We start from the raw sequence: 19,507 nt of genomic DNA on the forward strand, positions 1-19,507 counted from the left end.
TGTCTAGTGGGCGCCAGAGCCCCTGGCGTGAGGCCTCTCCCCGTGATACTCGCCGGCATCCGAGAGGCGATCTCGTACGACAGTGCCGAACCTCGGCGCTGCTGTCAACTGTGAAGCGTAGTGGAGTCTGTCGTGTCGTGCGCGACGCGCCCGGCGACCACCGTACGGACGCATCGTGCATCGCCGGCGAGCGCCGCCTCGAGCGGGTCGGCGTCGGTCGGTACCTCCCAGAACGCCAGGTGTGCAGGCGCCCCGGCCTCGAGGGTCCCGGCCCCGTCGACCCGCGCCGCGTGCCACCCGCCGACGGTGTGGGCGTGGAGCGCCGCGGCGACGGACAGCCCGCGGTCGCCCGACCGGGGCTGGGTCGCCGCACGGATCGCGCTCCACGGCGCGAACGGCGTCACCGGCGCGTCCGAGCCGAACGCCATCGGCACGCCGATGGCGGCCATCGCCGCGAACGGGTTCATCCGCCGAGCGCGGTCACGCCCGACCCGCGCCGCGTACATTCCGTCGTCTCCGCCCCACGCCGCGTCGAACGCGGGCTGGACGCTCGCAGTGACCCCCAGCTGCGCCAGGAGCTCCAGGTGGGCACCTGAGGGCATCTCGAGGTGCTCCGCGCGGTGGCGCGCCGAGCGGACGCTGTCGGTGCCGAGGAGGTCGCGGGCCTGCCGCAGCCCAGCCACGAGGGCCTCGCTCCCCCGGTCGCCGATGACGTGGAAGCCCGCCTGCAGACCGGCACGGGTGCACGCGACGACGTGCGCGCAGACGGCGTCGGCGTCGAGGTACAGGTGACCCGACGTGGTCGGGTCGTCGTCGTACGGGGCGTGCAGCGCGGCCGTACGCGAGCCCAGGGAGCCGTCGATGTTGAGGTCGCCGGCGAGGCCGGCGACGCCGTGCTCGCGTGCTGCCTCGAACGCGTCGAGCCCGCCCCAGTACGTGACGACGTGCGGCACGACGCGCGAGGCGGACAGCTCCCGCACGCGCATCAGGTCGTCGAGCGGGGCGATGTGCGGGGCCGCCTGCTCGTGGACCGAGACGATGCCGGCCGCCGCGGCGGCGTCCAGCGCGGTGGCGATCGACGCCTTGCGGTCGGCGGCGTCGGGGACCGTCTCGAGGTAGACGCGTACGAGGTGGTGGGCGTCGCGCTCGATCCGGCCGTCGCCGAGCCACCCGTCCGTCTCGCGCAGCGACGGCACACGCCCCTCCAGCGCCGCGGAGACGACCGCGGAGTGGGCGTCGACACGCGCGAGGTAGACGGGTCGCCCCTCGGCTGCCCGGTCGAGGTCGGGTCCGGTCAGGGTGCCGTCGTGCCACTCGCTGTCGTCCCACCCGTGCCCGTGGACGACCTGGTCGTCGACCCGGGAGACGTGCGTGGCCAGCCGCTGCAGCGCCTCCACGCGCGAGCGCGAGCCGGCGAGGTCGAGCCCTCGCATCGCGTGCCCGGTCATCTCCAGGTGGACGTGCGCGTCGACGAAGCCGGGAGTCACCAGGACGTCCGGCAGCGCGACGACCGCCTCCGCGCCGTCGGCCCACGCCGCCGACTCGGCGTCCGGGCCGAGCCACGCGATCGCGCCGTCCTCGACGGCGAGCGCGACGCGCTGCGGCGCGTCGATGGCCCTCAGGCCGCGGTAGAGGACCCTGCCGGACGTCGGCACCATCACCGCACCTCGGAGGCCCCGGGCCCGGTCGGAGTGTCGCCGTGCAGGGTGAGGTCGTGCTCGTCCGGGCGGAGGTCGAGCCAGAAGTACACGTTGTCCCAACGCTGGTCGCCGATCGCGACGAAGTCGGGGATGCGGCCGTACTCGCGGAAGCCGAGCCGCTCGTACAGCGCCATCGCGGCGTGGTTGTTGCCGCGGACGTCCAGCGTGAGGATCTCGATGCCCGCCTTGCGCGCGTAGTCGATCAGCTCGGACACCAGCCTCTGGCCGAGCCCGCCCCCACGAGCATCCGGCGAGACGGCGACGCGGCCGATGTCGGCGTGCGGCTGCTCGGTCTCGCCGATCCTGCGCGACCAGTACGCGAAGCCGACGACCTCGCCCTCCGCGTCCTCGGCGACCGCCAGGCATGCGTCGTCGAGGTCGCTCTCGTGGACGAGGTCGCCCAGGAGGTCACCGACGTCGGAGCGGCTCGGTGGCTCGAGCCAGCCGAGAGCGGCACCCTCCTCCACCAGTCTCGTGATGAGTGCGTGCAGCGAGTCGAGCAGCGCAGGCTCCGGCTCGACGACACGACGGACGGTGTAGGTGGCCACATCGGCCATGCAGGGTCAGCCTCCGATCGGGCGGTTCTCGTACGGGGTCGAGAGGACGATGGTCGTCCGGGTCGAGACGTTCGCGGCCGCCCGGATCTCCGCGAGCAACGTCTCCAGGTCTCTGGTGGTGGCGACGCGCACCTTCAGCACGTAGCTCTCCTCGCCGGCGACCGAGTAGCAGGACTCGATCGCGTCCAGGTGACGAAGCCGCTCGGGCGAGTCGTCCGGCTGGCTCGGGTCGATCGGTCGGATCGAGATGAACGCCGTCAGGGCGAGACCGACGGCCTCCGGGTCGAGACGGGCCTGGTAGCCGGTGATGACCCCCCGAGCCTCGAGCCGCTTCACCCGCTGGTGGACGGCGCTCGTCGAGAGTCCCGTGGCACGTCCGAGATCGGTGAAAGACATCCGGCCGTCGACGGACAACAGCCGGACGATCTGCGCATCGGTCTCCTCCACGCTGGACAGGATATACGCGCCGTCCCGCGAGTCACCGACCCGCTCATCAGGAGAGACGGAGCACGCGCAGGCGGTCAGTCCAGCACGACCAGGTCGCGAGGCCTCAGGTTGAGCCGCTCGAGCCCGTCGTCGGTGGTGACGACGATGTCCTCGATGCGCGCGCCCTGGACGCCGTCGAAGTAGATGCCCGGCTCGATCGAGAACGCCATGCCCGGCTCGAGGACGAGGTCGTTGCCGGAGACGATGTACGGCTCCTCGTGGGTCTCCAGACCGATGCCGTGCCCCGTACGGTGCAGGAAGTGCTTGCCGTAGCCAGCAGCGGCGATGATGTCACGCCCGACGGCGTCGACGGACTCCGCGGTCACGCCCGGACGGGCGTACGCGCACTGCTCCTCCTGGGCGCGCTGGAGCACCTCGTAGAACGCGACGAGCTCGCTCGACGGCGTCCCGGCCGCGACGTACGTCCGGGTCGAGTCGGAGCAGTAGCCCGACGGCATGACCCCGCCGATGTCGACGACGACCGCGTCACCGGGCTCGATCACCCGGTCGCTCACCTCCGCATGCGGGGAGGCGCTGTTGGGACCCGACCCGACGATCACGAACTCGACGGACTCGTGGCCCTCGGCGAGGATCGCCTCCGCGATGTCACGGCCGACCTCGCGCTCCGTACGGCCGGGGCGCAGCCACTCCCCTACGCGGGCGTGCACGCGGTCGATGGCAGCTCCTGCCTCGCGCAGCGCCTCGACCTCGCCCGGCGTCTTGCGCAGCCGCAGCCGGCGCAGCACCGGGCCCGCCAGGACCTGCTCGGCGTCGGGGACCGCCCTCCGGAACGCGAAGACGCGCTCGGCCCACATGTGGTCGTCCACCGCGACACGCCGCGCACCGGCGAGAGGCGCAGCCGCGGCGGCGAACGGGTCCTCGGTCTCGCCCCAGCCGTGGAGGACGATGCCGTGGTCGTCGACGCCCGCCTCGAGAGCCATCGCCAGCTCGAGACGCGGCAGCACCAGCGTCGGGTCGCCTTCGACGGGCAGCACGAGGCAGGTCAGCCGCTCGAGCGGCATGGCCACGAACCCGGTCAGGTAGCGCAGGTCCGCGCCCGGGGTCACGAGGAGGGCGTCCACGCCCGCCTCGGCGGCGGCCGTACGAGCGGCGTCGAGGCGCCGGGTGATGTCGGTGCTCATGGCGTCGACCCTACTCGCGCGCCGATGGCACCGATCAGGGTGCTGTGAGGGCGGCGACGGCGCGTTCGGCAGGGCGTCCGAGACCCCACGCCTCGGCCAGCTCTGCCATCTCCCGGACCTGCTCGGTGGAGACCGGTCGGAGGGTCAGGTCGGTGTCGAGCGGGAGGTCACGTACGACCTCGACGACCCGTGGGGCGACCGCGAGGTAGTCGGCGGCGGCCAGCAGGTTCGTACGGGCGCGCGGCGCGACCTTCGCATGACGGTCAGCGGCGGCGGCAAGGATGCCGTCCAGGTCGCCGTACGACGTGAGGAGGGAGGCCGCGGTCTTCTCCCCGATCCCCGCGACACCCGGCAGGCCGTCGGACGGGTCGCCGCGCAGCACCGCGAAGTCGGCGTACTGCGACGGCGTGATGCCGTACCGGTCCCGGATCCAGGTGGCGTCGACGTACTCCAGCTTGCTCATACCCTTCGCGGGGTAGAGCACCCGGACGCCCCGGTCGTCGTCCACGAGCTGGAAGAGGTCACGGTCGCCGGTCACGACGTCCACCGGACCGTCCCACGTGGTCGCGAGCGTCCCGATGACGTCGTCGGCCTCGTAGCCGTCCGCGCCGACGATCGGGATCCCGAGGATCTGGAGGGCGCGCGCGATCACGGGGACCTGGACGTCCAGCAGGTCGGGAGTCTCCTCGACGTCCTGGCCCGAGGCCGTGGCCTGCTCGACGCGGTGCTCCTTGTACGACGGGATCAGGTCGACGCGCCACTGCGGACGCCAGTCGTTGTCCCAGCACGCGGCCATCGCTGCCGGTCGGGTGGTCTCGACGAGCGTCGCGACGAAGTCGAGCATCCCCCGGACCGCGTTCACCGGCGTCCCGTCAGGCGACTTCAGGCTGTCGGGCATGCCGAAGAACGCGCGGAAGTAGAGCGAGGCGGAGTCGAGAAGGAGGAGCTTCTGTCCGGGCATACCCCGCACCGTACCGCTCGCCGCCGACACCGCCACGGCCCGCGAGTCACTCCCGGCGCACCCGCGAGTCACTCTGGGCGCACCCGCGAGTCACCGCCGTACGCTGGGGCGATGATCGCAGCGTTCAGCATCAGCCCAGCCACCGCCGACGAGACCGGTGGCGTCGCCGAAGCCGTCGCCCGGGCCGTCGAGGTCGTACGTGCGAGCGGCCTCCCCCACGAGACCAACGCGATGTTCACCAACGTCGAGGGCGAGTGGGACGAGGTCATGGACGTGGTCAAGCGCGCCGTCGACGCCGTCGCCGAGGTGTCGCCTCGGGTCTCGCTCGTGCTCAAGGCCGACATCCGCCCCGGCCGTACGGGACAGCTCGTCGAGAAGGTCGAACGGATCGAGCAGATCCTCGGCGAGTGACTCGCGAGCACGCGCAGGGTGACTCGCGGGCGCGCAGCGCGTGACTCGCGGGCTATTCGGAGACGGAGGTGTACGAGACGACGCCGCGGCGCAGCAGGTCCGCTGCGGCACGGGCCTTCGCACGCAGGTCCTTGTCCGTCGCCGCGGCAGCGACCTGCTCGATCACGTCGAGCAGCTGCTTCACCGAGCGGACGAAGTCACCGGCGGCGATGTCGTTCGACTCCAGCACCACGTCCAGGTCGAACCCCGACGCCCACTGCCACGCCGTCCACGCGAACCCGAAGTCGGGCCGCCGCAGGAACGACAACCGGTGTGCACGCTCGACCTGCTCCAGCTCGGCCCACGTGCGACCCATCTCGTCGGCCACGATCGCGGCACGGCCCCGCGGGAAGCGCGGCGGCCCGTCGCCCTCGGGGTTGCGCGACTCGTACGTGAGCCCGCTGAGCACCGCCGCGAGCTCGGCCGGCTCCAGGTCGTCCCAGGTCCCGCGCCGCAGGCACTCGCCGGCGAGGAGGTCCAGCTCGGAGTAGAGCCGCTGGAGACGTTGACCGTCGGGGGTGACCTTGTCTCCGTCGAGGTAGCCGAGCTCGTCGAGGACCTCGCACACCCGGTCGAACTGACGCGCGACGGTGTTGGTGCGCTGCTCGATCCGGCGACGCTGGTTGCTGGTGTCGCGCTCGAGCCTGAACCAGCGCTCGGCCCACCGGGCGTGGTCCTCGCGGTCGGGGCACTGGTGGCACGGGTGGTCCTTCAGGGCGCGGCGCAGCTCGTCGATCTGCGGGTCGTGGACGGGCGCGCCCTTCGACCTCCCCACCTTCGGGAGGTCGAGGTCGCGGGTCTTCTGCCGCAGCGTCGAGGCGAGGTCGCGCCGCTGCTGAGGGTTGCGGGCGTTGAACGTCCTCGGCACCCGCATCCGGGTGGTGGCCTCGATCGGCGTCGGGAAGTCCACCAGCCCGAGACGCCGCGCGTGGCGGTCCGCGGTGAGCACGAACGGACGCGGGGCGCTGCGGTCCTGGCTGGCGCCGGGGTCGAGCACGACGGCCCAGCCTGCCCAGCGACCGGCCGGGACAGCGATGACGTCGCCCGGGCGCAGGCGCGCGAGCGAGGCCGCGACGTCGTCGGCGTGGGCGGAGCGGCGCTTGCGCGAGGCCGACTGCTCGAGGTCCTTCAGGCGGCGCCGCAGGTTCGCGTACTCCATGAAGTCACCCTGCGAGCACGTCGCCGCCTCTGCGTACCCGGCCAGCGCCTCGTCCGCCTTGTGGACCTGGCGGGCCAGCCCGACGACCTGCCGGTCGGCCTGGAACTGCGCGAACGACTGCTCCAGCATCTGCCGGGCAGTCGCGCGGCCGACCTGGTGGACGAGGTTGACGGCCATGTTGTACGAGGGGTGGAACGAGGAGCGCAGAGGGTACGTGCGGGTCGAGGCGAGGCCCGCGACGTGCTTCGGGTCGAGCCCGGGCTGCCACAGGACGACGCCGTGCCCCTCCACGTCGATGCCGCGGCGGCCGGCGCGACCGGTCAGCTGGGTGTACTCCCCCGCGGTGATCTCGGCGTGGGTCTCACCGTTCCACTTGGTCAGCTTCTCGATGACCACCGAGCGGGCCGGCATGTTGATGCCGAGGGCCAGCGTCTCGGTCGCGAACACGGCCTTGACCAGGCCCTCGCTGAACAGGTGCTCGACGATCTCCTTGAACGTCGGCAGCATCCCCGCGTGGTGGGCGGCGACGCCGCGGGCAAGTCCTTCGGCGAAGTCGGCGTACCCGAGCGCGTGCAGGTCGGCGCTCGGGAGGGACGCGGTCGCCTCTTCGACGTACGCCCGGATCTCGCGCTCCTCCGCGGGCGTGGTGAGCCGCAGGTGGGACGCCAGGCACTGCTCGACGGCGGCCTGACATCCCGCCCGGCTGAAGATGAAGGTGATCGCGGGCAGGAGGCCCGCCGCGTCCAGCCTGTCGAGGACCTCGACCCGGTTGGGCGTGAAGTGGCGGGAGCGGTGGCGGTGCGCACCGTACGACTGCCCCCGCTTGCCGCGCTTGCCCGGTCCGCCACCGGCGCGCCCGACCTGCCGCATGCGCCACTCGTCGCGGGCGATGCGCTCGAGCTCGCTGTTGACCCTCGTGTCCGACCCCGAGTCACCGCCCTCGAAGAGGTCGTACAGGCGCCTGCCGACGAGCACGTGCTGGTAGAGCGGGACGGGCCGGCGCTCGGAGACGACCGTGACGGTGTCCCCCCGGACCTCGGACAGCCAGTCGCCGAACTCCTCGGCGTTGGAGACGGTCGCGGACAGCGACACCACCTGGACCGACTCGGGGAGGTGGATGATGACCTCTTCCCAGACGGCACCGCGGAACCGGTCGGCGAGGTAGTGCACCTCGTCCATCACCACGAAGCCCAGGCCCTCGAGCGTACGGGAGCCCGCGTACAGCATGTTGCGGAGCACCTCGGTCGTCATGACGACGACAGGCGCCTCCCCGTTGATCGTGTTGTCGCCGGTGAGCAGCCCGACACGGTCGGCACCGTACCGCTCGACGAGGTCGTGGAACTTCTGGTTCGACAGCGCCTTGATCGGCGTCGTGTAGAAGCACTTGCGCCCGGTGGCCAGCGCCAGGTGCACGGCGAACTCGCCGACGAGGGTCTTGCCGGAGCCGGTGGGCGCGGCGACGAGCACGCCGTGCCCTGCCTCGAGGGCCTCGCACGACTCGATCTGGAACGGGTCCAGCGAGAAGTCGTACAGTCCTTCGAACTCGGCGAGGAGAGGGTTGGCCTGCGCGGCCCGGAACTGGGCGTAGCGCTCCGCCGGTGAGGTCATGCCTCCAGCCTACGGGGCCGGTCGCGACCCACCCGGCTCCTCGCCCTCGTCGTGGAGGTCGCTCGGCCTGTCGTCGTCGGGATCCTGCGTCAGCAGGATCTCGGAGCGCTCGTCGTCGGCGACTCCGGCGAGACCGAGGGCCTCGTCGCGCTTGGCACGTCGGCGGTCCACGATCATCGCGACGACCTCCGCGATGAGGAAGAGCACCGTCATCGGCAGCGCGAGGAACAGCATCGTGATCGGGTCGGTCGACGGCGTCGCCAGCGCGGCGAAGACGAAGGTGCCCACGATGATCCAGGCACGGGCCGCCGCGAGCTGCTTCGCACTGACCGCACCCATCCCGTTGAGCAGGATCACGAACAGCGGGATCTCGAACGCCACAGCGAACACCAGCAGGATCCGCAGCACGAACCCGAGGTAGTCCGACAGCGAGTTGAGGTTGGAGACACCCTCCGGCGTGAACGAGATCAGGAGCTCGATGCCCTTGGGCAGCACGTAGTAGCCGGTGACGAAGCCGATGATGAACAGCGGCCCCGCGATCGCGCAGAAGAGCAGCGTCCACCGACGCTCGTTGCGGTGCATCGCGGGGACGATGAACGTCCAGATCTGGTAGAGCCAGACCGGGCTCGAGAGCACGAGCCCGGCGACCAGCGAGATCTTCAGCGCGAAGGTGAACGGCTCGGCGATGCCCGGGAAGGTCAGCTCGGCCTGGACGGGGTGGCCGCTGTCGCGCAGGTTGTCGATCGCGCGCTCCCACGGACCCGTGAGCAGGTCGAGCAGCTGGTCGTAGAAGAACGCCGCGAAGATGGTGGCGGCGACGATCGCCAGCACCGCCTTGAGAAGGCGGTCACGAAGCTCCCGCAGGTGCTCGGCCAGCGGCATCGTGCCATCTGGGGAGCCGGCCGGCCTCGGCCGCTTCCCCCGGGAGATGAGCGCCACGGATCAGATCAGGGCGTGTCGGACTGCTTGTCGTACGACGTCGGTCGCGCCGGCTGGACGACGTCCGACGGCAGCGCGGCGGGCTTCTCCTCGACAGCCTTGACCGTGGTCGTCTTGTCGTCCTCGTCGTCGTCGATCAGTCCCTTGGTCTCCGACTTGAAGATCCGCAGCGCACGACCCGAGCCACGGGCGAGCTCCGGCAGCTTCTTGGCGCCGAACAGGAGGACGAGGACGGCCAGGATGAGGATGATCTCCATCGGGCCGATTTGCCTGAACATAGGGTGACCTCAGTTTCTCAGGGCGGGCTGCTTACGCCTTCACTCGGCATCGTACGCCGCAAGTGAAGCACGAGTCTCGCTGACTATCTGCTCCGCGAGACGTGTGGGCTCCACCACACGGATGTTTCCGCCTGCGCGCAGGACGAAGCGCTTGAGCCACGCCTCGTCCCCGGTCACGACCTTGATGCGGACCCAGCCGTCCTCGTCGGTACCGAGCTCGGTGTGGTCGACGTACTCGCGGACCCACAACGCGTTGGGGTGGAGCGCGACGACCGCCTCGTACGCGTCGTCATGGGGGTGGAAGAGCCGGGTGGCGTAGTCACGGCGCTCGACGCCCTCGTGCTCGGCCACGGCGTCCTCCAGGATCGTGATGTGCTCGACACGGTCCAGCCTGAAGAGCCGCACGTCCTGCGCGCGGTAGCACCAGCCTTCGAGATAGAGGCGCCCCTCGGCCGTGATGAGCCGCAACGGGTCGACGTCGCGGTCCGTCAGCTCGTCGCGGGACTCGACGCGGTACTGGAGGTGCACGCGCCGCCCCTGGCGGAGCGCCTCGGCGGCGCGCTCGTGCACCTGCGACTCGGCGTCCTCGACGAGCACCTCGGCGGCGGCACCGAGATCGGTCTCCCCCGTCGCCGCGGTGAGCTTGGCGAGCGCGGACTCGAGCGCCTCGAGCTCTCGGCCCGCAACGGTCTCCTTCAGGGCGCGCAGCGCCGTGATCAGCGAGGCGGCCTCGTACCCGTTGAGCCGCAGCGGGCGCTCGAGGAAGTCGGCGTTGTCGATGTAGACGACCCCGTCGGCGTTGAGCGCGTCCATGTCGACGTCGATCATCTCGCCCGTCACCGCCTCGGGGAGCCCGCAGAACCACAAGACGTTGAGGTCCTTGACGATCTGCGCCTTCGGGACGCCGAACAGGTCGGCGACCTCGGCGACGGGCACGCCGTCGTTGCTGCGCAGGTACGGGACGAGCGCAAGCATGCGCTCGATCTGCTTCGCGGACGGGCTCATCGGCTCGACACCTCCAGGACCCGCGCCAGCCGGTCACGGACCTCGTCACGCAGGTCGGGCGGAGAGACCGCCACCGCGTCCGGGCCGTACGAGGCGATGTCGGAGGCGAGCTCGCCCACGGACCCGTACGGCACGCGGATGACGTCCCACCCCTCGTCGCCGGGCTCCTGCGTGGTGGCGCGCCGCCGCAGACCGAGGCCGCGGCCCTTGCGGACGTGGACGACGGCGTCGGAGACCGGCGGCGCAGGGAACAGCGACGCCGCGATCTCGCGGACGTCCGCGTCGTCGGGCACGTCGAACTCCATCGGGGCCCCGGCGGCCTCGACGTCGCCCACGACGCGGCTCAGGCGGAACAGCCGGTGGTCGGCGCGGTCGCGGTCGTAGCCGACCAGGTACCAGCGGCCGTGCCACGACACGACCCGCCACGGCTCGACGATGCGCTGCGCACGGGCGCCGTCGGCGCGCTCGTACAGGAACGTGACCGGCGTACGGGTGACGACGGCGTCCCACACGGCCTCGAACGCCGGCTCGCTCGCCGCGAGGCGGGGCTCGACGCCCGACAACGCCTCGGGGTCCACAGGGACGCCGGCGGCCACGAGCTTGCGGAGAGCGACCGCGGTCGCGTCCCCGAGCCGGGCGCTCTGCCACACCCGCGCGGCGACACCGATCACCGCTGCCTCGGCGGGCTCGAGGTCGATGGGCGGGAGCTCGAAGTCTTCGCGCCGGATCCGGTAGCCGGGCTCGACGCCGTGGTACGACTCCGTCTCCCCCACCTCGATGCGGATGCCGATGGTGCGCAGGGCGTCCTTGTCACGCTCGAACATCCGGTCGAACGCCGCGTCCGACTGGCCCCGGTAGGGCTCGATGATCTCCCGGATCCGGGACTTCGGGAGGTAGGTCGGTGTCACCAGGAGCGCGATGAGCAGGTTCATCAGCCGCTCGGTCGTGCGTGGTGCCACCAGGTGCTCCTCGTCGGGTCGGACCAGCAGGTCAGCCAACAAACTACATCGTCGCAGACCTACGGGCCGGACCCGACGAGGAGGACGGGCTCGCGCCGTTACGGCGTGGGCTGGGCCGCCGGATCGGCCTTCTTCACGAGATCGACCACGAACACGAGGGTGTCGCCGCCGTTGATCCCGCCGTCCGGACGCCCGGCAGCGCCGTACGCGTCGTTGTAGGGGATCGTGATGAGGACGCGGTCGCCGATCTTCTTGCCGACCAGGCCGGTGATGAAGCCCGGGATCATCTGGCCCTCGGTCAGCTGGAAGTCGACGGTGCCGCCGCCGTTCTTGTACGAGCTGTCGAAGGTCTTGCCGTCGCGGCCGTTCACGCCCACGTAGCGCACGGAGACGGAGTCGTTGACCTTGACGGTCTCGGCCTTCTTGGCCTTGGTCGGCGTGACGACCTTCGACTCTGTCTTGGCGACGACCAGCGGCTTCTTCTTGAGCGTGATCTTCGGCTCGGCGTCACCCTTGCCGGAGACGCTGACGTCCGCGATGGTGCCGGTCGGCTTGGGAGCCTGCCACTTCTCGAGGACGTCGGCCACGATCAGGAGCGTGTCGTCGGCGGCCTCGCCCTCGGTCTGGCCGAGGTCCTTGCCCGTGAGACCGATGAGGACGCGCGTGCCGTACGGCTTGCCCACCAGCGCCGGCGCGAGGATCGTGTCCTGCTCGGAGCTCAGGGTGGTCGCGCTCGTGCCCTCGGTCTCGAAGGTGCCGCCCATCTCCTTGCCGTCCTTGGCCTGGATGATGACGTACTTCATCGTCGCGTTGTCGCCCTCGGCGACCTTGGGGCCGTCGCCCTCGGTGATCACGCGGCTGGTCATCTTGTCGACCTCGACGCCCTTGGCGTCCTTGACCTCCGGAGCCTCGCCGACCTTCCCGGTCACGGTCACGTCGTCGAAGGTGCCCGCGTCCGACTCGTCGTCACCGTTGCCGCAGGCGGCGGTGAAGACGAGGAGCGGGGCAATCATCAGTGCTGCTAGGCGGCGCACGCGGTGGAACCAATCACTCGGAGTCAGGGCAAACAACGTGTGCAACCGTAGCCGACGAACCTCAGAAAACCATGAGGAGTCTGAGAGGCCGTCTCACATTCCGTCGATGAGCTTCTGCACACGGTCGTCGTGGGATCGGAAGGGGTCTTTGCAGAGGACCGTGCGCTGCGCCTGGTCGTTGAGCTTGAGGTGCACCCAGTCGACGGTGAAGTCGCGGCGGCGCTCCTGCGCACGCTTGATGAACTCGCCCCGCAGCCGGGCCCTCGTGGTCTGAGGTGGCTTGGACTTGGCCTCGAAGATCGCGAGGTCGTCGGTCACCCGGGCGACCGCACCCTGGCGCTCCAGCAGGTAGTAGAGGCCGCGGTCGCGCAGGATGTCGTGGTACGCGAGGTCCATCTGGGCGATCCGCGGATGGCCCCACGTGAGGCCGTTCTTCTCGCGGTAGCGGTCCAGCAGCCGATACTTGATGACCCAGTCGATCTCGCGCTCCACGAGCGAGAGGTCCTCGGACTCGACGGCCTTCAGCGTCCGCTCCCACAGCTCCAGCGCCCGTACGGAGACCGGGTCGTCGGGGGTGTAGCGGTCGACGAAGCCACGCGCCTTCGCGAGGTACTCGGACTGGATCTCCAGCGCCGAGAGCTCGCGCCCGTTGGCGAGCGCGACCTTCCGCCGCCCCGTCATGTCGTGCGAGATCTCGCGGATGGCCCGGATGGGGTTGTCGAGCGTCATGTCGCGCATGGGGATGCCGGACTCGATCATCTGCAGCACGAGGTGCGTCGTGGCGACCTTGAGCAGCATCGTCGTCTCGCTCATGTTGGAGTCGCCGACGATGACGTGGAGGCGGCGGTAGCGCTCCGCGTCGGCGTGCGGCTCGTCGCGCGTGTTGATGATCGGGCGCGAGCGCGTCGTCGCCGACGAGACGCCCTCCCAGATGTGCTCGGCCCGCTGCGAGACCGAGAACATCGCCCCGCGCGGGGTCTGCTGGACCTTGCCGGCGCCGCAGATGATCTGCCGCGAGACGAGGAACGGGATCAGGATGTCGGCGATCCGGCTGAACTCGCCGTCGCGCGAGACGAGGTAGTTCTCGTGGCACCCGTAGGAGTTGCCGGCGGAGTCGGTGTTGTTCTTGAAGAGGTAGATGTCGCCGAGGATCCCGTCCTCCCGCAGCCGCGTCTGCGCGTCGAGGAGGAGCCCTTCGAGCACCCGCTCCCCCGCCTTGTCGTGGGTGACGAGCTCGACGACGTCGTCGCACTCGGGCGTGGCGTATTCCGGGTGGCTCCCTACGTCGAGGTAGAGCCGCGCGCCGTTGCGGAGGAAAACGTTGCTGCTGCGCCCCCACGAGACGACGCGGCGGAAGAGATAGCGCGCGACCTCGTCCGGCGACAGGCGTCGCTGCCCCCGGAACGTGCACGTGACGCCGTACTCGTTCTCAATGCCGAAGATCCGTCGCTCCACGTCTCTACCCTATGCCGGAAGCGGCCGAGGCACCCGGACGTTCGCCCGCTGGGCGACGAGTTATTCGATCGAGAACTGTCATACCCCTGTGCGAAGGTGATGATGTTCCTAATAGGAACAGTTTGCGCAGGGCAACCATCGGGTGAGGAGACATGGAAACCGGCATCGCGATCGAGACGAACGAGCTCGTCAAGACATTCGGGGAGAAGCGCGCCGTGGACGGCATCGACCTCCGCGTCCCACAGGGCGGGGTGTACGGGTTCCTCGGCCCCAACGGCGCGGGCAAGACCACGACGATCCAGATCCTGGCGACGCTGCTGCGGCCGGACGGCGGCATCGCGAAGGTCTTCGGCCACGACGTGGCGCGCGACCCTGAGGCGGTCCGCAGCCTGGTGAGCCTGACCGGCCAGTACTCGTCGGTCGACGAGGACCTCACCGGTCGCGAGAACCTCCTCCTGCTCGGGCGGGTCCTGGGGTTCTCGCGCGAGCAGGCGCGCAACCGCTGCGACGACCTGCTGGAGGCGTTCGGACTGACCGACGCCGCGACCAAGCAGGTCAAGCGCTACTCCGGGGGCATGCGTCGTCGTCTCGACATCGCCGCCAGCATCGTCGTCACCCCCCAGCTGCTCTTCCTCGACGAGCCCACGACGGGCCTGGACCCGCGTAGCCGCAACCAGGTCTGGGACATCGTGCGCGCGCTGACCGCCCGCGGTACGACCGTGCTCCTGACCACGCAGTACCTCGACGAGGCCGACCAGCTCGCCGACCGCATCGCCGTCATCGACACCGGTCGCATCATCGCCGAGGGCACCAGCAGCCAGCTGAAGGCGTCGGTCGGGTCCGGCGCCCTCCACGTCCACCTGAACGACGCGGCCGACCGGCCCCGTGCGATCGACATCCTCAGCCGGGCGTTCGGCGACGAGGTGTTCCCGGGCAGCGACCCGGCAGACGTCACCGGCAGGGTCGACGACCGGTCCAAGGTGCCCGCGGCACTCGCGACCCTGGCCGCTGACGGGATCGCGCTCGCCGGGTTCAGCTACGGCCAGCCGACGCTCGACGAGGTTTTCCTCGCCCTCACCGGCCACACCGCCGACGACGCCGAGGCGGCGGCTCAGACCAACGACACCGAAGGAGCGGTGGCATGACCGCCACGACCACCGACAACCAGATCGTCAGCGAGAAGCTCGACGCCGTCCTCGCCTCCGGACCGCGGCCTCCGCGCGCGAACGCCCTCACGACGACCCTCGCGTTCGGCTGGCGGGCGATCCTGCGGATCAAGCACGTCCCGGAGCAGCTCTTCGACGTGACGCTGTTCCCGATCATCTCGGTGCTGATGTTCACGTACCTGTTCGGCGGGGCTATCGCCGGTTCGACGAGCGCCTACCTGCAGTTCCTGCTGCCGGGGATCCTCGTCCAGACGGTCGTGATGATCACGATGTACACCGGGGTCGCGCTCAACACCGACATCGAGAAGGGCGTCTTCGACCGCATCCGCACCCTTCCGGTGTGGCGGCCGTCGGCGCTCGTGGGAGCGCTCCTCGGCGACGCGGTGCGCTACACGCTCGCGTCGATCTTCGTCGTCGCCCTCGGCCTGATCCTCGGCTACCGCCCGGACGGGGGCGCCGCGGGTGTCGTCGCCGGTGTCGCGGTGCTCATGGTGTTCTGCTTCGCGTTCAGCTGGATCTGGACCTGGGTCGGTCTGCTCGCGCGCAGCGCTCAGTCGGTGATGGGCATCAGCATGATGGTGCTGTTCCCGCTGGCCTTCCTCAGCCCCGTCTTCGTGGACCCGAAGACGATGCCCGAGTGGCTGCAGACCTTCGTCGAGATCAACCCGATCTCCCACGCGGTCTACGCCGTCCGCGGGTTGATGTCGGGTGACTCCGTCGGTGACGAGGTCCTGTGGACCTTCATCGCCGCCGCGGTGCTCATCGCGATCTTCGCCCCGCTCACCATGCGGGCCTACACTCGCCGCCGCTGACCGGAGCTCGCCGCCGGCCGACCTGGGATCAGCCGGCGGCGAGCGCCGCCTCGATCTGCGCCGTCGAGATCCGCTTGAACTTGCGGGGCTGGGTGCGCGTACGGTCGAGCACCGCGACCTCGAGCTGCGACGCGGTGAGCGTCCGTGGGGCCGCGTCGTCGTGCCCGAGGGCCTTGGCGGCGAGCAAGATGGCGTCGTCGAGCCCGAGCCCGTCGGTGTAGTGGTCCTTGAGGTAGCCCTCCACCGACTCCGCCTGTCCGCCCATCACGGCGTGCGCCTGGACGTCGGCGACGGAGCCGTCGTACGTGAGGCGGTAGATCTGGTCCTGCTCCGGTGTCACCCCCACCTCGGCCACGAACAGCTCCACCTCGTACGGCTTCTCGCCGCCGGAGGAGAAGATCGTCCCGAGCGTCTGGGCGTACGCGTTGGCGAGGCCGCGGCCGGTCACGTCGCTGCGGTCGTACGAGTAGCCGCGCAGGTCGGCGAGACGGACGCCCGCGATGCGCAGGTTCTCGAACTCGTTGTAGCGCCCCACGGCCGCGAACCCGATGCGGTCGTAGATCTCGCTGATCTTGTGCAACGCGTTGGACTGGTTCTCGGCGACGAAGAGCACGCCGTCGGCGTACTGGACGACCACGACGCTGCGGCCGCGGGCGATCCCCTTGCGCGCGAAGTCCGCGCGGTCCTTCATCAGCTGCTCGGGCGAGACGTAGAACCCTGCGCTCACGGGATTCCTCTCTGGTTCTGGGACGACGGTCAGGACGGTCGGGCGGGACTACTCCAGCGGAGCCGACGGGCCGTCGGGTCGGGTCATCCGACCACCGATGACCCGGTCGGCGATCGCCGCCGTCGTGTCGTCGTCGTACGCGCGGTAGCCGGCAGCCGTGATCACGGCGACCATCGGGAAGATCCGGCGGGTCAGGTCGGGCCCGCCCGTCGCCGAGTCGTCGTCGGCCGCGTCGTACAGCGCCTGGATGCAGGCCGTGACCGTCTCGGTCTCGTCGAGGTCGGGCCGGTAGAGCTTCTTGAGGGCGCCACGCGCGAACATCGAGCCGGAGCCGACGGAGTGGAACGACCGCTCCTCGTTGCGGTTGCCGGTGACGTCGAAGACGAAGATGCGGCCGACCTCGGCCTCGAGGTCGTACGCGGCGAAGAGGGGGACGACGGCCAGCCCCTGCATGGCCATCGCGAGGTTGTTGCGGATGAGGGTCGCGAGGCGGTTGGCCTTGCCGTCAGTCGACAGCGGCGTGCCCTCGATCTTCTCGTAGTGCTCGAGCTCGAGCTGGAACAACCGCGTCATCTCGACCGCGATGCCCGCGGTGCCGGCGATGCCGACGGCGGAGAACTCGTCGGCCGGGAAGACCTTCTGGATGTCGCGCTGGGCGATCACGTTGCCCATGGTCGCGCGGCGGTCGCCCGCCATCACGACACCGCCGGGGAAGGTCGCCGCCACGATCGTCGTCGCGTGCGTGACCTGCTGCGTCACCGTCGCCTCGCCCAGCCGAGCAGACGGGAGGAGCTCAGGCTGGTGCCGGGCGAGGAACTCGCTGAAGGAGGAAGAACCGGAGGTCAGGAAGGCCTCTGGCAGCATCACTGCCCACCCTTCTGCACGAAGCTGCGGACGAACTCCTCGGCGTTCTCCTCGAGGACGTCGTCGATCTCGTCGAGGATGGAGTCGATGTCGTCGTCGAGCTTCTCCTTGCGCTCCGCGACATCCTCCGCGGGCGTGACCTCGACGTCCTCCTCGGAATCGGTGCTCTTGCGTGTGGTCTTGTGCTGCTGTCCGCCGTCGCGTGCCATCACAACCTCCTCGAGTCGGCTGTCCGTGCCGTGGTCTCGACCCTATACCGCGCGGGTGACGGAGCGTGGTCGACTTCGCCCGCCGCGAACGCCCCCGCTCCCCCGCTCGCGAGAGACCCCCAGCCCTGCGGCGAGAGACTTCGGCGGTGAAGACTGCCCGGATGGGAGGTCGGGGCAGAACACGACCCACGACTGGCGCGCAGCGGTCGACGTCGCGCACCTCGCAGCAGTACGCGCGTCGTCGGCGACGGGACCCGCGGGACGCCCGTGCGCTCCTGGACGGCCCCGACCTTCTCACCTCTCACCCCGGAAGCGCTCGACGTCCTCGCAGGTGCGAGCACACGCCATCTTGAGGTGGAGCTGCGCATCGCGTGATCCTCTCGCGACAGTGCGGGGAGTCTCTCGCGAGCGGGAACCGAGGATGGGTCAGCGGCCGGTGATGGCGTCGAACAGGCTCTGGGCGCTGTCGTTCTCCTCGAACAGACGGCCGACGTGCTCGCGGGTGCCGCGCAAGGGCTCCATGGTCGGGATCCGCTGCAGAGTGTCGCGGCCCGGGAGGTCGAAGATCACCGAGTCCCAGGACGCGGCCGCGACCGCCTCGGGATAGCGGGACAGGCACTGACCACGGAAGTACGCGCGGGTGTCCTCCGGCGGCTCCGTGACGGCACGCTCGATCTCGGCGTCGGAGAGAAGACGCTTCATCCGGCCCGTCCGTACGAGGCGGTGGTAGAGGCCCTTCTCCGGGCGGAGGTCGGCGTACTGGAGGTCGACGAGGTGGAGCTTGGCGTGGTCCCAGTCGAGCCCGTCGCGCTCGCGGTACGACTCCAGCAACGACAGCTTGGCGACCCAGTCGAGCTCGTCGCGCAGCGTCATCGGGTCGTTGCCGAGCCGGGTGAGGACCGACTCCCACCTGTCGAGCACGTCCTTGGTCTGGCCCGCGCCGAGGTCGACGTCGTCATCGGCCTGCTCCACGAACGCGACCGCCTTCTCGAGGTAGATCCACTGCAGGTCGAGAGCGGTGACGCTCCTGCCGTCCGCGAGGTCGACCGTGGTCTGCAGCGAGGGGTCGTGCGAGATCGCGTGGAGGGCGTTGACCGGCTGCGCCAGCTCGAGACCGCTGTCGAGGAACCTCGCCTCGATCATCGCCAGCACCAAGGAGGTCGTCCCGAGCTTGAGGTACGCCGAGATCTCGGCGAGGTTGGCGTCGCCGATGATCACGTGGAGACGCCGGTACTTGGACGGGTCGGCGTGCGGCTCGTCTCGCGTGTTGATGATCGGGCGCTTGAGCGTCGTCTCCAGGCCCACGCCGACCTCGAAGTAGTCGGCACGCTGGCTGATCTGGAACCCGCTCTCCGACCCGTCCTGCTGGCGCCCGACGCGGCCGGCCCCGCATACCACCTGCCGCGAGACGAAGAACGGCGTCAGGTGCTCGACGATCGCTCCGAAGGGCACGTCGCGCCGCATCATGTAGTTCTCGTGGGAGCCGTACGAGGCGCCCTTGTTGTCGACGTTGTTCTTGTAGAGCAGCAGCCCAGGCGATCCGGGCATCTGGGAAGCCAGGTCGGCCCCGCGCTGCATCACGAGCTCGCCGGCCTTCTCCCAGAGCACGACGTCGCGCGGCGTCGTGCACTCGGGCGTCGCGTACTCCGGGTGAGCGTGGTCGACGTACAGACGCGCACCGTTGGTGAGGATGACGTTGGCGAGACCGAGGTCCTCGTCGGTGAGCTGGGTCGGATCGGCGCGGTCGCGGCTCAGGTCGAACCCGCGGGCGTCGCGGAGCGGGTTCTCCTCCTCGAAGTCCCAGCGCGCGCGACGGGTGAGCCCGTGAGCGCTGGCGTACGCGTTCACGACCTGGGTCGACGCCACCATCTGGTTGGCTGTGGGCTGCCCCTTCACCGAGATGCCGTACTCGACCTCGGACCCCATCACCCGTCGCACCGTCATGTCGCCAGCCTAGCCACCGCGCGCCCGCTTTCCTTGGCGCTGCGCTGGGAGG

At 70.2% G+C, this 19,507-nt stretch carries 19 protein-coding genes; 3 read left to right on the top strand and 16 right to left on the bottom strand.

Annotated features, from left to right (window positions below):
* Window positions 1-104: 104 nt before the first annotated feature.
* The 5 genes from NYZ95_RS17390 to NYZ95_RS17410 form a co-directional block, all read right to left on the bottom strand.
* Complete coding sequence (locus NYZ95_RS17390; RefSeq protein WP_262852595.1) at window positions 105-1,658, bottom strand: amidohydrolase; 1,554 nt, start codon at window positions 1,656-1,658, stop codon at window positions 105-107.
* Window positions 1,658-2,257, bottom strand: a complete 600-nt coding sequence (locus tag NYZ95_RS17395; protein WP_262852596.1) for a GNAT family N-acetyltransferase — start codon at window positions 2,255-2,257, stop codon at window positions 1,658-1,660. Before NYZ95_RS17395 ends, NYZ95_RS17390 begins: the two co-directional genes overlap by 1 nt.
* A gap of 6 nt (window positions 2,258-2,263) precedes the next feature.
* Window positions 2,264-2,704, bottom strand: coding sequence for an Lrp/AsnC family transcriptional regulator (locus NYZ95_RS17400; protein ID WP_308212260.1), 441 nt, complete (start codon window positions 2,702-2,704; stop codon window positions 2,264-2,266).
* Window positions 2,705-2,778: 74 nt separating this feature from the next.
* Window positions 2,779-3,885, bottom strand: a complete 1,107-nt coding sequence (locus NYZ95_RS17405) for a M24 family metallopeptidase (RefSeq protein WP_262852597.1) — start codon at window positions 3,883-3,885, stop codon at window positions 2,779-2,781.
* A gap of 34 nt (window positions 3,886-3,919) precedes the next feature.
* Window positions 3,920-4,846, bottom strand: a complete 927-nt coding sequence (locus NYZ95_RS17410; RefSeq protein WP_262852598.1) for a 5'-3' exonuclease — start codon at window positions 4,844-4,846, stop codon at window positions 3,920-3,922.
* Between the two features lie 111 nt (window positions 4,847-4,957).
* Between NYZ95_RS17410 and NYZ95_RS17415 the strand changes: the two genes are divergently transcribed.
* Window positions 4,958-5,257 carry a thiamine-binding protein gene (locus tag NYZ95_RS17415; protein ID WP_262852599.1) on the top strand — a complete coding sequence of 100 codons (300 nt, stop codon included), beginning with the start codon at window positions 4,958-4,960 and terminating at the stop codon, window positions 5,255-5,257.
* Between the two features lie 52 nt (window positions 5,258-5,309).
* Here NYZ95_RS17415 and NYZ95_RS17420 read toward each other — a convergent pair whose 3' ends face one another.
* The 7 genes from NYZ95_RS17420 to pafA form a co-directional block, all read right to left on the bottom strand.
* The gene (locus NYZ95_RS17420) at window positions 5,310-8,063 is read right to left on the bottom strand and encodes a DEAD/DEAH box helicase (protein WP_262852600.1); all 2,754 of its coding nucleotides are present in this window, start codon (window positions 8,061-8,063) and stop codon (window positions 5,310-5,312) included.
* Window positions 8,064-8,072: 9 nt separating this feature from the next.
* On the bottom strand, window positions 8,073-8,945 hold the full coding sequence (gene tatC, locus NYZ95_RS17425) for a twin-arginine translocase subunit TatC (protein WP_262852601.1): 873 nt from the start codon (window positions 8,943-8,945) through the stop codon (window positions 8,073-8,075).
* A 65-nt stretch (window positions 8,946-9,010) separates the two neighbouring features.
* Window positions 9,011-9,280 carry a Sec-independent protein translocase subunit TatA gene (gene tatA / locus NYZ95_RS17430; RefSeq protein ID WP_262852602.1) on the bottom strand — a complete coding sequence of 90 codons (270 nt, stop codon included), beginning with the start codon at window positions 9,278-9,280 and terminating at the stop codon, window positions 9,011-9,013.
* 39 nt (window positions 9,281-9,319) lie between these two features.
* Complete coding sequence (locus tag NYZ95_RS17435; protein WP_262852603.1) at window positions 9,320-10,285, bottom strand: helix-turn-helix transcriptional regulator; 966 nt, start codon at window positions 10,283-10,285, stop codon at window positions 9,320-9,322.
* Complete coding sequence (locus NYZ95_RS17440) at window positions 10,282-11,283, bottom strand: helix-turn-helix transcriptional regulator (RefSeq protein ID WP_262852604.1); 1,002 nt, start codon at window positions 11,281-11,283, stop codon at window positions 10,282-10,284. The genes NYZ95_RS17435 and NYZ95_RS17440 overlap by 4 nt, the downstream gene beginning before the upstream one ends.
* A gap of 59 nt (window positions 11,284-11,342) precedes the next feature.
* Window positions 11,343-12,257, bottom strand: a complete 915-nt coding sequence (locus tag NYZ95_RS17445) for an FKBP-type peptidyl-prolyl cis-trans isomerase (protein WP_262852605.1) — start codon at window positions 12,255-12,257, stop codon at window positions 11,343-11,345.
* A 114-nt stretch (window positions 12,258-12,371) separates the two neighbouring features.
* Window positions 12,372-13,733: a Pup--protein ligase gene (pafA, locus tag NYZ95_RS17450; protein WP_262852606.1), complete on the bottom strand. Its 1,362-nt coding sequence runs from the start codon at window positions 13,731-13,733 to the stop codon at window positions 12,372-12,374.
* 152 nt (window positions 13,734-13,885) lie between these two features.
* On the opposite strand from pafA, the gene NYZ95_RS17455 reads away from it, so the two are divergent.
* Together NYZ95_RS17455 and NYZ95_RS17460 are read left to right on the top strand one after the other, a co-directional pair.
* On the top strand, window positions 13,886-14,878 hold the full coding sequence (locus NYZ95_RS17455; protein ID WP_262852607.1) for an ATP-binding cassette domain-containing protein: 993 nt from the start codon (window positions 13,886-13,888) through the stop codon (window positions 14,876-14,878).
* The gene (locus NYZ95_RS17460; protein ID WP_262852608.1) at window positions 14,875-15,711 is read left to right on the top strand and encodes an ABC transporter permease; all 837 of its coding nucleotides are present in this window, start codon (window positions 14,875-14,877) and stop codon (window positions 15,709-15,711) included. The genes NYZ95_RS17455 and NYZ95_RS17460 overlap by 4 nt, the downstream gene beginning before the upstream one ends.
* 28 nt (window positions 15,712-15,739) lie before the next feature.
* Here the strand turns inward: NYZ95_RS17460 and prcA are convergent, their stop codons facing one another.
* From prcA to dop, 4 genes are all read right to left on the bottom strand, one after another.
* Window positions 15,740-16,438: a proteasome subunit alpha gene (prcA, locus tag NYZ95_RS17465; protein WP_262852609.1), complete on the bottom strand. Its 699-nt coding sequence runs from the start codon at window positions 16,436-16,438 to the stop codon at window positions 15,740-15,742.
* A 48-nt stretch (window positions 16,439-16,486) separates the two neighbouring features.
* Window positions 16,487-17,302: a proteasome subunit beta gene (gene prcB, locus NYZ95_RS17470; protein WP_262852610.1), complete on the bottom strand. Its 816-nt coding sequence runs from the start codon at window positions 17,300-17,302 to the stop codon at window positions 16,487-16,489.
* A complete protein-coding gene (locus tag NYZ95_RS17475) occupies window positions 17,302-17,511 on the bottom strand; it encodes a ubiquitin-like protein Pup (protein ID WP_262852611.1) in 210 nt (69 codons plus the stop codon). The genes prcB and NYZ95_RS17475 overlap by 1 nt, the downstream gene beginning before the upstream one ends.
* 426 nt (window positions 17,512-17,937) lie before the next feature.
* A complete protein-coding gene (gene dop / locus NYZ95_RS17480; protein WP_279307888.1) occupies window positions 17,938-19,455 on the bottom strand; it encodes a depupylase/deamidase Dop in 1,518 nt (505 codons plus the stop codon).
* Window positions 19,456-19,507 lie beyond the last annotated feature (52 nt).

The sequence above is a fragment of the Mumia quercus genome (assembly GCF_025506335.1).
Lineage (GTDB): Bacteria > Actinomycetota > Actinomycetes > Propionibacteriales > Nocardioidaceae > Mumia > Mumia quercus.